This is a genomic window from Spirochaetota bacterium (genome assembly GCA_038043445.1).
Classification (GTDB): Bacteria; Spirochaetota; Brachyspiria; order Brachyspirales; family JACRPF01; genus JBBTBY01.
Genome location: JBBTBY010000098.1, coordinates 1 through 14,824, shown reverse-complemented (window position 1 = coordinate 14,824; position 14,824 = coordinate 1). Strand labels below are relative to the sequence as shown.

General features: G+C 53.7%; 11 protein-coding genes. 9 read left to right on the top strand and 2 right to left on the bottom strand.

Annotation, left to right across the window (positions count from 1 at the left end; translation table 11 throughout):
* Positions 1-135: 135 nt before the first annotated feature.
* Genes AABZ39_14250 through AABZ39_14235 form a run of 4 tightly spaced genes read left to right on the top strand, consistent with a single transcriptional unit; the run spans position 136 to position 2,423 of the window.
* Entirely contained in the window at positions 136-633 is a 498-nt protein-coding gene (locus AABZ39_14250) for a hypothetical protein (GenBank protein MEK6795940.1), read from the top strand.
* Entirely contained in the window at positions 623-1,096 is a 474-nt protein-coding gene (locus AABZ39_14245) for a DnaB-like helicase N-terminal domain-containing protein (GenBank protein ID MEK6795939.1), read from the top strand. Before AABZ39_14250 ends, AABZ39_14245 begins: the two co-directional genes overlap by 11 nt.
* Positions 1,093-1,581 (top strand): 3'-5' exonuclease, encoded by a 489-nt coding sequence (locus tag AABZ39_14240; protein ID MEK6795938.1) that lies wholly within the window; start codon positions 1,093-1,095, stop codon positions 1,579-1,581. Before AABZ39_14245 ends, AABZ39_14240 begins: the two co-directional genes overlap by 4 nt.
* A gap of 41 nt (positions 1,582-1,622) precedes the next feature.
* Positions 1,623-2,423 carry an FHIPEP family type III secretion protein gene (locus AABZ39_14235; protein MEK6795937.1) on the top strand — a complete coding sequence of 267 codons (801 nt, stop codon included), beginning with the start codon at positions 1,623-1,625 and terminating at the stop codon, positions 2,421-2,423.
* A gap of 173 nt (positions 2,424-2,596) precedes the next feature.
* Here AABZ39_14235 and AABZ39_14230 read toward each other — a convergent pair whose 3' ends face one another.
* A complete protein-coding gene (locus tag AABZ39_14230; GenBank protein ID MEK6795936.1) occupies positions 2,597-4,204 on the bottom strand; it encodes a PcfJ domain-containing protein in 1,608 nt (535 codons plus the stop codon).
* Positions 4,205-4,311: 107 nt separating this feature from the next.
* Here AABZ39_14230 and AABZ39_14225 point away from each other — a divergent pair, with 107 nt between their 5' ends.
* Both AABZ39_14225 and AABZ39_14220 read left to right on the top strand, forming a co-directional pair.
* On the top strand, positions 4,312-5,793 hold the full coding sequence (locus AABZ39_14225; GenBank protein ID MEK6795935.1) for a DUF2779 domain-containing protein: 1,482 nt from the start codon (positions 4,312-4,314) through the stop codon (positions 5,791-5,793).
* 104 nt (positions 5,794-5,897) lie between these two features.
* A complete protein-coding gene (locus AABZ39_14220; protein MEK6795934.1) occupies positions 5,898-7,091 on the top strand; it encodes an ATP-binding protein in 1,194 nt (397 codons plus the stop codon).
* Positions 7,092-7,167: 76 nt separating this feature from the next.
* Here AABZ39_14220 and AABZ39_14215 read toward each other — a convergent pair whose 3' ends face one another.
* Entirely contained in the window at positions 7,168-8,361 is a 1,194-nt protein-coding gene (locus AABZ39_14215; GenBank protein MEK6795933.1) for an AAA family ATPase, read from the bottom strand.
* A gap of 328 nt (positions 8,362-8,689) precedes the next feature.
* Here AABZ39_14215 and AABZ39_14210 point away from each other — a divergent pair, with 328 nt between their 5' ends.
* From AABZ39_14210 to AABZ39_14200, 3 genes are all read left to right on the top strand, one after another.
* Positions 8,690-9,736 (top strand): virulence protein RhuM/Fic/DOC family protein, encoded by a 1,047-nt coding sequence (locus tag AABZ39_14210; protein MEK6795932.1) that lies wholly within the window; start codon positions 8,690-8,692, stop codon positions 9,734-9,736.
* Between the two features lie 550 nt (positions 9,737-10,286).
* A complete protein-coding gene (locus AABZ39_14205; GenBank protein MEK6795931.1) occupies positions 10,287-13,649 on the top strand; it encodes a TM0106 family RecB-like putative nuclease in 3,363 nt (1,120 codons plus the stop codon).
* Positions 13,650-13,730: 81 nt separating this feature from the next.
* Positions 13,731-14,824 (top strand): DUF2130 domain-containing protein (locus AABZ39_14200; GenBank protein MEK6795930.1); only part of this gene is annotated, 1,094 nt, incomplete at its 3' end.

Here is a 14,824-nt window from a genome sequence, read left to right as displayed (position 1 = left end):
CGTTTTATTCAACCGGCGGGATAGCGATCAGCGCAAGAGCAATACCCGCAGGGAGCATTGACATTGTGTCTTTCTCCAGCCTGCGACATATTCTGACGCATCTTTGCAGTAGATTGAGCGCACAGGAGGCGAACAATGATTGACACGAAAAAACTCTATGATGCGGCACTGGTACGGTTCAAGGCTCTCTGCGCCGATGTGCCCGAAGCCGACAGGAATGCGTATGCGGTATATTCTTCCCCCGCAGGGCAATGCGAGATCACGCTGGATGCCGCGCATATTTTTGATGATTTTCCGGCCTTCTTTGCCGATGATGCTGCAAAACAAAGGGCGTCCGAATTGAAGAAAGAGCTCCTGCGGCTTTCTGAATCCGTGAAAAAAAGCGACAGCGCGTCGCTCGCGGAGGGGCTCAGGCAGGCGGAAACGCGTTTCGCGGCCGCTCTCCGTACGCTCACGCTTGATGCGCGTGTTTTCGTAGAGCTCCGTTTCAAGACGCTCGACTACGGCCTTATCGCGCGGCTCAAACGCCATCCGCTCGTGCATCAGCCCGAAGAGCTCATGAGCGCGGCTTCCATACGCGTCGTGCTCGATGCGGCGCGGGTGTTCGCCGCAGGGAAAGAGCATGAAGTATGACGATATTCCCGTAGAGGAGGAGCGGCTTGTGCTCGGCTCCATGCTCCAGTCGCCGGGTGCGGCGGCGGTCGCCATCGACCTTCTGGAACCGGACGACTTCGCCGACGATCTCCACCGCGAGCTTTACCGCGATCTTCGGCATGCGTTCAAAGAAAAGAAAAAATTCTCGGCTGAGAAATTATTTGAGCGCTACCTTAACGAGAAAACCCCGGATGAACGCCAGGCCCGTATCCGCGAACTTATCGACGTCATACCGGATGTTACGCGTACATACTACTACGCGATTAAGCTTCTTGAGGTCTCGCTCCTCAGAAAGATATGGAAGCGGCTTATAAGTATAATGCTCAGCATGAGGGCGCCCGGCGACGAACACGCCGTTGCATCCGTTGCCGCGCGCATATCCGAGCTTCATGAATTCATACAGACACGGTATCCGTTCCCGCCGATGAAGGATGAGAAATGAAAAACACATTCACCGCCATTGATTTTGAGACTGCCAGCACCGGGAGAACAAGTATATGCCAGGTCGGCCTTGTGCGCGTTGTACGCGGCAGGATACAGCGCACGTATTCATCGCTCGTACAGCCGCCGGGGAACAGTTACCGATCGGATTTCATCGAGATACACGGCATCGATGCGGCAATGACCGCCGATGCAAGGACGTTCGATCGAGTTTGGCCGGAGATACAAAAGTACATCGAGGGCGAACTTGTTGTCGCTCATAATATATCGTTCGATGACGGCTGTCTCAGGCATACCTTGGCGCATTTCGGCATCGCTGTCCCGGAGTACGAGACGGCGTGCACGTACAAGATCTATGATAAAGGGCTCGCGGACTGCTGCAGGGAATACGGGATAAAGCTCAACCATCACGAGGCGCTATCGGATGCGACGGCATGTGCAAAGCTGTACCTGAAATATACGCGGCGAAACCGCAGCGGCAGATAATGTCGTGACCATGCAGTACCATAGGGACAAGGAGCAGAATTATGAGAAAAAACACATGTGACACGGCAATGTCCGCAGTATTTGCATGCGCCTGCATTGCGCTCATCATCATCCCCATACCGGCGATGATCAACGATATACTTCTCGCAGCGAATATATTCCTCGGCATATCCATACTTGCTGCGGCGCATTATGCTGTAAAAAGGAACACCGCCGATGGATTCCCGGCTGTTGTGTTCGCGATGACCGTATTTCGTTTTACGCTTGCAGTTACCATCATGCGTCATATTCTTGCAGAAGGAACAGCATTCGATATACGTATCATCCAAATACCAGGTGTGTTGGCATCTTCTCATATTTTCGCGGCCGGCATGCTCATATACCTCGTGCTCACCGGTGTGAATTACTTTCTCATCACGCACGGCACGGCCAGGATATCGGAGGTTGCCGCACAGTTCGCATTGGATTCAATGCCGCCGAAAATGCTTGCGGTCGATGCTGCACTCAATGCCAAGACGATATCATGGGACGAAGCAACTGCCCAGCGTAAGGAAATTCGCCGTATCGTAGACATGCACGGGACAGCTGACGGTGCGGCTACGTTACTGAGATACGAGATAATGACGGTCACCGGGCTCATCATGCTCACGTGTGTGTCCGCATTCCTGCTCGATGTATCCCTCCGCGGTGCATCACCCATCGCATCTGCAAATATATACAGCGGGCTTGCTGCAGGATCTGCCGCTTATATGTTGGTCTCCTCGATGCTGTCGCAGATTGCGCTCTATACTATCAGCACAGGCGGAGAATGGACGAACCGATCAAGAAGCGACATAAGCTGAAAATACAGATCCATCTGAACAATTGATCCAGTCGCGAAAAGAGAGAACAAGGGGTCATGACCCCTTGTTCTCAACTATCTAGATGACGTTATGATGCACACAATGCTGTCGCAACAAGTGACCGGTATTTTCGCGATCCCCACCTTTTCCCCATCACGAGCCATGTCTGAGCCTCATGCGGATATTTTCATTTGCTCCGCTGCCCATTGCCGCACCATTTTTTCCTCTTTCTCCTTCGGCTCACGATTCCTCACACCCTTCACCTGGCCCAGCGTGTATCGGCCGTTATCGTTCACGACCTCGATGGTAAGACGGCTTTTGCCGTGCACGGCTGAGAAAAAGAACCGCGTCCCGGCAACGGCGTCCCGAACAAACCGTGCAACGCAGTGCTTCATAGCAGCGGTCTCATCGAACAGCCGCTGCGCCGTCGTTATCGGCGTAATGGTCGAGCCCGCATGTTCCCACGCGCTGAACGGGTTCATGAGCACCGTATCCGGCGCTACATCATCGGCATTGCCGCTTCTGAGCTCGGCGCGAAGCCTGTCCACCTCGAGCGCTGTCCGGTGCCATTGATTGCTCTCGCGGATAAGGCGCATGAGCGATGTCTTTCTGCCCGGCGCGAGGCCGTGCGCGGCCGTGTAGTCGTACATTTCCCCGATCTTTTTCCCGCTGCCCCTCGATGCGTATCTTCCGAGCGTTACGGCATTTTTTGATATGAAGGCGATGAACGAAGATGCGCGCGGAGCGTTCTCGTCGCCGCATACGGAAAGACGTGAACCGTACATGACGCGGTACCATGTGCCATTATCCCGTGTAGTGACAGGTATATCCTCGGGCGAAAAGGCGATGGGCGGCGGGAGCCAGACGGCATTGATGGGAACACGATGGCGCATGCGCAGTATGAGGAGCCGCTTTTCGAGCAGCAGGCGCTTTTCCTCTGCCGGCGAGAGCTTCATAAGTCTGTTCATAACGCCGCCGTAGAAAAAACCCTGGTCCCTGCCATTGCTTCTGAGATAGGTCATAAGCCTGCTCAGCCATGCGGGGAGAACATCATCGAGCATGGGTTTCAGCGGACGCCCGCGTTCAACGTCATGTATCATTCTCTCCGCTTCTTCACCTGCTCCTATGCGGGTAAGGCCGACTATGAAGAGCAGCACGCCCGGGGCCGTTTCGCTGAGCTCGCGCAGGCGCTCGGAATTATGACGTACGAGAATACGGTATACATCGAAACGGGCATGGGGGAGAAAGCGAAGAGCGGTCTTTCGCGCGGCAGGATCGCACATTTCAACCGCGGACATTGCCAATTCCCTGAGCCTTTTGTGAATGAACTTCATCGCCTCCGGGATAGGGTAGTCCGAGATGTCCGTTACTTTGGCCGGGATATGCATGGGCCAGATGTCGTTCGCCGTCTCTGCTGCGGTTTCAATGATGTCCTCGGTGCGGCCGCCTTTCAGGTGCTGCCATATGTAGTCGGTAATGGAGGTCATGCAGTCTTGTTTCATAATCGGGATCACACCCGCAGAAAGCAGCCAGTAGAGATCGGGCTCATCCGCTGCCCGCGGGTGCGAAAGTATGTGCGGGTCGGATCCCAGGTCCATCATGAACGTGAACGAAGTGCCGCTGTGCGGAAGCACCCTTACACCGATGCCGTGTGCGGCCTTGCAGGTGAGCACCGTGTGGCCGTTGGGCAGGAGCATTATCTCAATATCCGGGACTTCGCGTACGGCCCCGAAATGCCGCCGTATACGATCGACGGCCGCTTCCGGCTCGGTTGTTATCATGGGGATACAATAGCATCCGGGAATGACAGAATTTGTCGCAGGATGTGATATACTGTAATACAGGCGGATATTCGATTCGCATATACCGCACGGAACAGGGAGGATGAATGAGAGCATACGAACTGAGCAAATCCACGGTAGTACGCGGCATGCAATGCGAGAAGTCGCTCTATCTCTATCGCCATCACTATGACTGGCAGGACGAGATAAGCGACGGGCAGCAGGCGATATTCGACAAAGGGCATGACATAGGCCCTCTTGCTCAGGGGATATTCCCCGGCGGAGCGGATATGAGTCCGGAACACGACGCAGACGGACGTCCGCTTTTCGGCCCGGCGATACAGAAGACATCGGATGCGATAAAGAACGGTAAAAAGATCATCTATGAAGCGGCAGTCGTAGCGAACGGCGTGCTCGCCGCGGTGGATATTCTTGTGCTCAGGAACGGCGCGTATCATATCTACGAAGTAAAGAGCGGCGGAGCCGTCAACGATACCTATGCAACTGACGCCGCCATACAGTACTATGTGCTCACGGAGGCGGGGATGAACGTGAAGGACGTATCGATAGTGCACCTGAACAAGGAGTATGTACGCAAAGGCGATATAAGGATCAAGGATCTTTTTACCGTCGAGTCCGTACTGCCGCTCGCGAAGGAAATGCGAAACGATATCGCCGATACCGTCAGGCAGCTCAAGAAAGTGCTCGCGGCAAAGAAGATGCCGGATGTGGCCATCGGCCAGCACTGTGAAGCGCCGTATCGATGTTCTTTCTACGGTCATTGCTGGAAAGATATGCCGGAAGACAGCGTGTTCACGCTCTCACGCTTCGGCAAGAAGGCATGGGAATTGTTCGATAAGAACATAGTCGCCCTTGACGATATACCGAAGGACTACGCGCTCAGCGGCAAGAACACCATCGAGCTTGCGAGCTACCGCAGCGGCAAGCCGCATATCGAAAAGGAGGAGATACGGGAATTCCTCGCGAAGCTCACCTATCCGCTCTACTTCCTCGACTTCGAGACCATGATGCCCGCGGTGCCGTTATTCGACGGTACGCATCCGTATCAGACGATAGCGTTCCAGTATTCCATGCACCGGATCAAAAAGCCGGGAGCCAAGCCCGAGCATTTCGTCTTCCTCGGTGACGGGAAGAACGACCCGCGCGAGAAGCTCGTCAGGCAGCTTATCGATGAAGCGGGCAAAGAAGGCGATATCCTCATGTATACGCCGTATGAACGGACACGGCTGAATGCGCTCGCCGATGAACTGCCGAAATACCGCGCTGGCATCAACGCCATCGTAAAGAGGCTCGTCGATCTTTCTTACCCGTTCTCATCGTATGCGTATTATTCGCCGGCGATGAAAGGCAAATACTCGATAAAGTGCGTATATCCCGCTATCGTCAAAGGCGGCGGATATGATGATCTGGATATTGCCGACGGCAGTTCGGCCAGCCGCGCGTATGAAAGCCTCCATTACGATGCGCCGAAGAACGAGGTGAAGCGCACGCGCACGGCGCTCCTCAAATACTGCGAGCGGGATACGGTAGCGATGTTGGATGTGCTCAGGGCGCTGGCGAAACTGTAACAATGGGCTGGCTGGATCCGAGGGTACTCGGAAATAGTCTTGACTAATTCCAAGTGATGCTGTATTATAGCCGTATGGTAAAAAGGGCATTATACCGGGCCGCATTGCAGACCCTGGCAGAGGACAGAAAGCTCATATTCATAAGCGGTCCGCGGCAATGCGGCAAAACAACGTTCGCGCGGTCACTGGCGGACGCATATGCGAACACGCTGTATTTCAACTGGGACAGCATAACCGACAAAAAGAAGTTCACCGCAAACCCGCTGTTCTTCCAGGAATTGAACAGGACCGATAAGACGCCGCCGCTCATCATGCTTGATGAGATCCATAAATACTCGCGATGGAAGAATTATCTCAAAGGGGTCTATGACGAATTCGCAGATGCCTATCAGTTCGTGATTACCGGGAGCGGCAGGCTCGATCTCTCCAAACGCGGCGGTGATGCGCTCACCGGGCGATATGTATCCATGAACCTGTTCCCGTTCACACTTTCTGAGCTTTGCAGCAAGCGGCGGCGGCTTGACGCGTTCCGCGCCGATCTGCTGCATGACTGGGACCTGAACCCTGCAAAGGAGACCGGCGCGCTTTGGGAACGTCTGTCCGCATACGGCGGCTTCCCCGAACCATTCGTCAAGAACGATGCTTCTTTCTGGCGCCGCTGGTCGGAAACCTTCGCCCAGCAGATAGTCCGGGAGGATATACGCACACTTACCGAAATTAAGGACCTCGATACACTGGAATTGCTCGTGTCGATGCTTCCTTCAAAGGTCGGCAGTCCGTTCTCGGTGAACAACATCGCCGCTGCACTTCAGGTAAGCTTCGATACGGTCAAAAGCTGGATAAAGCTCCTCGAGGATTTCTATGTGAGCTTCAGCATCGGTACGTGGACGCCGAAGATACCGCGTTCCATTCTGAAAGAGAGAAAACTATATCTCTATAATTACCCTGAGGTAAGCGACGCTTCGCTTCGTTTTGAGAATATGGCCGCGCTTGAGCTTTACCGGGCGGTAACGCTCTGGAATGATCTCGGATGGGGGCGTTTTTCGCTGCACTATCTCAAGAACAAGGAAAAGGAAGAGGTCGATTTCCTCCTTGCTGAAGAACGCACGCCGTTCCTTATCATAGAGGCGAAAATGAACGACGAATCCCCGTCAAAAAGTCTTCTGCATTTCCAGAAAGTGCTCGATATCCCCGCGGTTCAGCTGACACGGCGCGATAATATCCGCAAGATCATACGCACGGGCGGGAATGATACGCTGGTTGTGTCTGCTCATCGATGGCTGTCATCCCTGCCATGATATCGACCGCTTTAAACATGCCATGACTTTCCGGCGCCCGGGACGACATGAATTAATGCGGGCATATCGTAACGTGCTATTCGAACAAGGCGGGAAGCGGCAGTGACAGGAATTCATCGAATGATATACCGCCGGTACCGATCTGCAGTACTTTTGCGGATGCGTACCGCTTTCTGAACGGTCCAATGCCGATCGGAATGCCTCTCGAACGTCCGCTCTTGACCTCAATGGCGATGATGCTCTTCCCTTTTGACAGGACAAAATCGACTTCATGATCGCCTTCGCGCCAATAGCACACCCGGATAGTACCGTCCGCCGAAGCGTTCAACAGATGTGCGCCGACAGCAGACTCGCAAATACGTCCCCATCGATCAGGGTCCGCCTGCGCTTCCTTGAAGGATGATCCCATCTGCACCGTCATGAGCGCCGTATTGAGCACCATGAATTTCGGACTTGATGAGCGTGCATACACCGCCTTCATCGAGAACTTCTGCATGCCGCTTATCATCCCTGCGCCGGCAAGAAGGTCCAGATAATGCGACAGTGTCGTCGTATTGCCCGCATCGGCCAATTGTCCGAGCATTTTTGTGTATGACATTATCTGTCCCGAATACAGGCAGCCGAGCTCGAACAGGCGCTTGAGCAGGGCGGGTTTGTCTATCCTCGTCATCATGAGCACATCCCTGGTAATGCTCGTTTCGATGAGAGAATCCTTCACATAGTGCCTGAAGCGGTCCTCATCGCCCATGAACGCCGCCGCGCCGGGGTATCCGCCGAAATACATGAACTGTTCTACGGTACACCCGAACGCTTTTTTCATTTCGGGATATGACCAGTGCGTAAGACGCATCATCTCGAATCTTCCTGCCAGTGTCTCGCGCAGGCCGTGCTGTATAAGCAACGGCGATGAACCAAGCAGGAGCACCCTGATGCCGAGATCATCCTTCGTGTCCCTATCCCACTGCCTTTTTATCGCGGTACTCCAATCGTGCACTTTCTGTACTTCATCGATCACGAGAATGAACCCTTTTCCCCTGCCTTCGGTACGCAGACGGATGCGGGCCGTCTCCCACTGCTGGTCTATCCAGGCATTCGATTCCGCCCCGGCACTGTCCGCAGAAACATAGAGCGAAGGCATTGCGATGCGTTCCAGCACCTGCTGTACGAGCGTGGTCTTCCCCGTCTGGCGCGGCCCGAAGAGTATTTGGATGTACCTACGCGGCTCACTAAGCCGCTCCGACACGGCCTTATACTGCAGGCGTGTATACATACTATCCTTCTTATTTTACTCAATGTGCTGAGTAAATATACTCAAGATGTTGAGTAATGTCAATAGCACGCGAACGCCCCTGTCCGGGCATTGTTACGTCAATATTTGTCGCAGCCTTTCAGTATATTCAATCCTATTTCTTATTACGATGGGGCTTCTCGGGGCCGTATATCATGTGATATCATAAGAATATGCAGATGTATTGACTGGCTTGTTGTCCGCGTCATACGTATAAAAATAGTATTCTTATTTCCGCACCGCCGCTAGAGGATAGGGGACTTGCATATACTGCCGGCAGGAATAGAATAGCGTGCGAGAGGGTTGACCGATGAAAAAAGCACGAAATAAACGTAAGCCTGTTCGTGGAATGGAACATGAAAGCCCGCAGCATGGCGAAGTGATCATCTATAGAAGCAATGACGGGAAAACCGCTATCGATGTTCGTCTGGAAGATGATACGGTTTGGCTTTCTCAAATGGATATGGGGGGATTGTTCGGTACTACCAGTGAAAATATCATTATGCATATTCAGAATATCTATCGAGCCCGTGAATTGCGTCGGAGCTCAACTACTAAGGATATCTTAGCAGTTCGAACGGAAGGAGAACGGCAGGTAAAACGCACGATAAAGGTTTTCAATCTCGATATGATAATTGCTGTCGGATATAGGGTAAACACCAGACGCGGCACGCAATTCCGTATCTGGGCCACCGAAGTACTTCGCAGGCATCTTATAGAGGGTTATACGATCAACGAAAAACGTCTTGTGGCAGAGAATGCACGTCTGAAAGATCTTGAAAAGAGCGTACGTTTACTGACGAATGTGGTGATACATCGCGAACTGACAGGGTCTGAAGCACAGGCGCTGTTGCGTGTTGTGGCGGATTATTGGTATGCGCTTGAGGTCCTTGATCGCTATGATCATGGCACATTGGAGATTCGGGACACGTCGAAGAAAGAGCTCTATCGATTGACGTATGATGAGGCAATTGTCATTATCGATGAGCTGAAAAATTCTTACGGCGGTTCAGATCTTTTTGCCATGGGCGGCGGGGATGCGTTCAGGGCCGCCATTGAAGCGGTATATCAGACCTATGCGGGTGCCGATCTTTTGCAGGCCGTCGAGGAGAAAGCCGCAGCACTTCTATACTATGTTGTGAAGGACCATTGTTTTGTCGACGGGAACAAGCGTATCGCTGCTTCGGTATTCCTTCACTTTCTTGCAAAGAACGGACTGCTGTATCGTGATGACGGATCAAAACGGCTGGCGGACAATGCGCTCGTTGCGCTGACACTGCTCATCGCCGAGAGCAGGCCTGAGGAGAAGGACGTCATTATGAAGGTGATAGTGAATCTCATAAATAAAAGCAATTGAACGAGCGTTTTAATCCACTGGATCAGGAGCAGTCCGGTATAGATCTTCATTCTTGTCCGTACGGATATACAAGGTCCATATCGATATACCGTTATACGTCATGAGAAGATACACTTCCGGCAAATGCTCGATATGCTCTTCATTGTTGGATATATATTCTATGTGGTCAAGCTCGTCATTAAGCTTATATACTATCGGGATATTATAAGAGCATACATGGCGCTGTCATTCGAGCGCGAGGCGCATGCGCATCAGGATGAAGTGGATTATCTGAAGCGCCGAAAATGGCTGAGCGTTCTGCGCTATGTCCTGATATAAACAACTCCCCTTCTTAGAGGGGAAAGGGGTTGGGGGATAGAGGTGAATTCTCCGTGAGACACTTCTTCTCTTTCCTATTTTCGGCCCTACAATGTATTCTTGGGGCCGCATATCATGTGATAGTTTAAGGATATACAGCCGTGTCGATCGCATTGTCCCTTTGATGATCTCCTATTGACGAAAACATCCGCCATGGTATCTTTATCCTGTTGGAACTCTGCGGAGGCATCATATGCAGAAAGCGGCGGGAAGGATCATCTATTCGGCGACCGATATCGCCAACTTCATCGAATGCACGCACATCTCTACGCTCGATCGGCAGGACCTCGACACGCCGCTTCCAAGAACACCCGTCGATGATGCCGTCGAGCTCATACAGCGCAAGGGCATTGAGCATGAGGCGGCGTATCTTGCCCGGGTGAAAAAGGAGAAAAAGACCGTCATCGATGTTCAGGCGATGGGCGGCGACAATGCAGCCCGTGCCGCGGCGACACTGAAAGCAATGCAGAACGGCGCGGATGTCATCTATCAGGCGACGCTCATGAACGGCGACCTGCTCGGTTTCGCGGACTTACTCATACGGGTCGATGGCCCATCGAGTTTCGGCGCATGGCGCTACGAGGCGGCGGATACCAAGCTTGCGCACAGCACTAAGGCGAAATTCATCGTACAGCTCGCGTTCTATTCATCCTTGCTGGATAAACTGCAGGGGGCGGCACCCGCAGAGATGCATGTCGTGCTCGGGAGCAATGAGACCGTTCGTTACCGCTGCGCCGATTATTCACACTACTGCACATCGCTCATGGATCGCTTTTTTGCGCATATGAAAATATCGGAACCGACATATCCGCTCCCCTGCGAGCATTGCGGCATGTGCCGATGGCGCGGCATCTGTGAAAAGAAATGGGCTGATGATGATCATCTCTCGCTCACGGCGAACATCACCCGGCTGCAGACATCGAGGCTCGAAGCCGCAGGAATAAGGACGATGAAACAGCTCGCGGACATCCCCGCGGATCGGAAGGTCGACAAGATGGCGCCGGAGACGCTCGAGAAGCTTCGTTCGCAGGCGGCTCTGCAGGTGAAGGCGCGGGTAACGGGAAAACCGGATCATGAAATACTTCTGTTGGATGAAGGCGGAAAGCGTGGATTCTACCGCATGCCGAAACCCGACGACGGCGACATGTTCTTCGATATGGAAGGCGACCCATGGGAAGAGGGCGGATTGGAATATCTGTTCGGCGTGTATTACAAAGACGCCGGGAAATGGACGTTCAAGGCGTTCTGGGGACATTCACGCGCCGAGGAAAAGACCGCTTTCGAGGGCTTCATCGATTATGCCGTCGACAGACTGGAAAAATATCCCGCTGCGCATATCTACCATTACGCCCCGTACGAGACGACCGCGCTTAAAAGCCTCATGTCGATGCACGCTTCCCGCGAGGCCGAGATGGACGATTTCCTGCGTCGGCAGAAATTCGTCGACCTCTACCGCGTGGTGCGCGAGGCCATGCGCGTCTCTGAGCCGAAATATTCCATAAAGAACATCGAGCATTTCTATTTCTCCGGCCGCGAGGGCGGTGTTACGAACGCGGTGGACAGCATCGTATGGTATGAAAAATGGCGGGTCACGAAGGACCAGAAGCTGCTCGACGATATAGCGCGGTACAACGAGGACGATGTTCATTCCACAAAGCTTCTCCGCGATTGGCTGATCACGCTTCGGCCGGGAGACATGCCATGGACGAGAGACGCTGCAGGAACGGATGGTGAAGATACGCCCGTATCAGAGTTCATGAAAGAGCATGAAGCGCGTATCGAGCGATACCGAAAGGCATTGACCGGTGAACTTCCTGAGGACCGCAGTACATGGACAGCGGATCATCATAGGCGCGAACTCGTCTTCCATCTCCTTGATTTCGTGCGCCGCATGAATAAGCCGGCGTTCTGGGAGCTCTATGACCGCAGGACCATGACCGAAGAGGAGATAGCCGAGGATATTGCATGTCTTACGGGGCTTGTGCAGTCAGGGGATCCCGTACCCGTGAAACGTTCGTTCGTGTATACGTACACGTATCCCGGACAGGACACGAAGATAAAGAATGGCGATAACTGCTCAGAGGTCGAGACCGGGAGACCATTGAGGGCTATCGTCATGGACGATGAATTATGCACTATAAAGATAAAGATCGGGGAGACACAGGATCCGCTGCCTGCGCGTATGAATATCGGTCCCGGTGTCCCTCCGGACGCGAAGTGTATAACCGAAGCGCTGTTCCGGTATGCTGATGATATCATCGAGGGCGGCAATGCATACCCCGCGGTGAACAGCATCCTCCTGAGATCCCTGCCGTCGCTTATCGGCGGTACGGGTGCGGTGGTGCCCGTTCATGCATCGATGCCGGGAGCGGCAATAGATGCGGTATCGCGCCTTGACAGCAGTCATCTTTTCATCCAGGGGCCTCCGGGCTCCGGCAAGACATATACCGGTTCGCATGTCATCGTCTCGCTCTTGCGGGCGAAGAAGCGTATCGGTGTCACATCGAACAGTCATAAGGCCATTCACAACATCCTCGATGATGTAGTGGAATGCGCCGGGAAAGAAGGTGTATCGTTCAGAGGGTTAAAGAAGGGCACTAAGGGGAATGAGGGAACATATTATGACAAGGGAAGTTTCGTCACGGTTTTCAAAAATGATGAGGCCCTGGAAGAGAAGTATGATATCATCGCCGGAACGGCATGGCTGTTTTCCGACGAGAATGCCGATCAGCATCTTGACTATCTTTTCGTCGATGAGGCCGGCCAGGTCTCGTTGGCGTATCTCACGGCCATTGGCTTGAGCGCGAAGAACATCGTTCTTCTCGGTGATCAGATGCAGCTCGGTCAGCCCATACAAGGAGTGCATCCGGGCCGCTCAGGGGATTCATCGCTCGATTATCTCCTCGAAGGAATGGCCGTTATACCGGCGGAGCGGGGAATATTCCTTGAAAATTCATGGCGCATGCATCCCGACGTCTGCCGATTCATATCGGATGCGGTGTACGATTCACGCCTAGAACCGCACCCGGACAATGTGAAGCGTGTGCTTACGCTCTCGAAGGATGCGCATCCATCGCTTCGGCCAAGCGGCATCGTGTTCCATCCCATTACGCATGCCGGTTGCTCGCAGATGAGCAAAGAAGAGGCCGCGGTGATCAAGGAGATATATGCGAATGCGCTCAGGCAGCGCTATACGGACAAGGACGGCGTCGTGCACGGTATGACAGAGAGGAATATCCTTGTCGTGGCGCCGTACAATATGCAGGTGAACCTGCTTAAGCGAACCCTCGGAAAAGAGGCACGCGTGGGAACGGTGGATAAATTCCAGGGTCAGGAGGCGGAGGTGGTCATCGTATCCATGACCACTTCGGACGAAAACGAGCTCCCGCGCCATCTGGAATTCCTCTTCAGCAAAAATCGCCTGAATGTCGCCATATCGCGTGCGAAATGCCTTGCTATTGTCGTCGCGAACCCGCTGCTCACGGCGATAAAATGCACAACGCCCGAGCAGATGGCGCTGGTGAATACATTGTGCTGGGTGAAAACATACCGGTAACGACCGTGCCTTACGACAGCTTTTGTCGCCCGGCCATGGTATACTGTTCCCCCATAGGAAGAACATCGAGGAGTACACGCAATGAGCACACCGAGCGTCAGCTGCCCCAAATGCGGGCATGAATTCAACGTCGAAGAGGCGCTGGAAAAGCGCATACGCGAAGAGGCGTCAAAGGACATAGAAGCGCAATTCCGCCGGAAATTCGATGCGGAACGGGAGGAGCTTCTGCTCAAGGCCGCGAAGACGGCGGAGGAGGAACAGGAGGCGAAGATAGCGCAGCTCGTGGAGGAGAACGAGAAACGGCGCAAAGAGAACGTCGAGCTCAAGAAGAAGGAGATAGAGATACTCACGAAAGAACAGGCGCTCAAGGCACGCGAGGAGGAGATGTCCCTTGCCATGCAGAAGGATCTCCTTGCACAGCAGCAGGGCATCGAGGAAAAAGCGCGTCTGGCGGAACAGGAGAAGAACGAGCTTCGGATGCTCGATATGAGAAAACAACTCGACGACCAGAAGGTGCTCATCGAGGAGATGAAACGGCGCGCCGAGCAGGGGTCGATGCAGCAGCAGGGCGAGGTGATGGAGATAGAGGTCGAGAAGAGGCTCGCCCGTTTGTTCCCGTTCGATATCATCGATGAAGTGCCCAAAGGCACGAAAGGCGCGGACGCGCTGCAGACGGTGCGCACCGAGGCGCAGACGTCGTGCGGAAAGATACTCTATGAAAGCAAGCGCACCAAGGCGTTCAGCGACTCGTGGCTCGAGAAGGTCCGCGAAGACCAGCGCGCCGCCAAGGCGGAGATCGCCGTTCTGATAACGGAGGCGATGCCGAAGGATATGCATCGATTCGGTCTGCGTGAAGGCGTGTGGGTATGCAGTTTCCATGAATTGGACGGCGTTGCCATGGTGCTGCGCGAATCGCTCGTGCGCATCGATTCGGTGCGTGCCGTTCAGGAGAACACCGGCGATAAGATGACGCTTCTTTATCAATTCCTCACGGGCGATGAATTCCGCATGCAGATGGAGGCCATAGTCGAGGGGTTCACCGAAATGCGCTCCGAGATAGATCAGGAGAAACGCGCGATGGAGCGGCTCTGGAAAGAGCGCGAGAAACAGATAGACAAGGTCATGCGCAACGCATCGGGGATGTACGGTTCCATACGGGGCATAGCAGGCAATGC